Below are 951 nucleotides of genomic sequence, written 5' to 3' on the forward strand. Positions count from 1 at the left end.
TCTTCTGCGATGTGAGAATAGACCCGATGCATCCTCTGACGAACTACAAACTTCTGGACGACGTGTTTTCGGAACTGGCCCGCGGGCTGAAGATCCAACAGCAGCAGGAGATACTGGCAAGAGCCTGGAAACCGTACATGAAGGACCTGGACACGATGTATACGGATGCAACCTGTTACGAGAGCGAGATGCGCTATCCTACGGATGCGAAGCTCCTGTGGGAAGGAATAGAGAAGTCATATGAGATAATGTGCACTCTGAGTGCCAAGCTGAATGTGCACCGTCCGAGGACGAGGTACGTAGACGTAGAGAAGGCCAACCTGTCGTACAGGAAGCGGCGCAGGCATACGAAAGTCCAGACCAGGAAACTGACCAGACGCCTGCTCAATCTTTTGGGGAAGATACTGAAGGAGACCCGCACACTGGAGAGGGAGAATGCAGGCGCGGAGAAATTGCTGACAGCCAGACAGAAGAGCGATATTGAAATCATCACAAGAGTGTACCGCCAGCAGAAGGCCCACTTCGAGAACAACAATCCTCGCGAGAGTGTCAAGGACAGGATAGTGAGCATCAGCAAGCCGTATGTGAGGCCAATCGTGAGAGGCAAGGAAGTGAAGAGCGTAGAGTTCGGTGCGAAGTGCAACAACATCCAGGTTGACGGACTCTCATTCATCGAGAAGCTGTCATTCAATGCCTTCAACGAGGGAACCAGGCTTACGCACTGCCTGAAGATGCACCGAAAGCTCTTCGGTGTGGACGCGAAGAAGGTCGGAGGAGATGCAGGCTATGCCGGCAGCGCCAACAGGGGGTACTGCAAGGATAGAGGAATACAGACGTCATTCGTCAAGCGTGGCCGTCCGTCCTTGGAAAAGAAAGAGAACGACATCATCCGCAACGAGCTGGCGAGGGTGAGGGCAACGAGGATGGAAGGCTCGTTCGGAACGCAGAAGG

1 protein-coding gene is annotated in these 951 nt (G+C 53.7%); it reads left to right on the forward strand.

Features of this window, described 5'->3' with window-relative positions:
* A partial coding sequence (locus tag B5F83_RS10460; protein WP_087325351.1) for a DDE transposase occupies positions 1-951 on the forward strand: 951 nt, incomplete at both ends.

The sequence above is a fragment of the Muribaculum sp. An289 genome, from assembly GCF_002159555.1.
Lineage (GTDB): Bacteria > Bacteroidota > Bacteroidia > Bacteroidales > UBA932 > Merdivivens > Merdivivens faecigallinarum.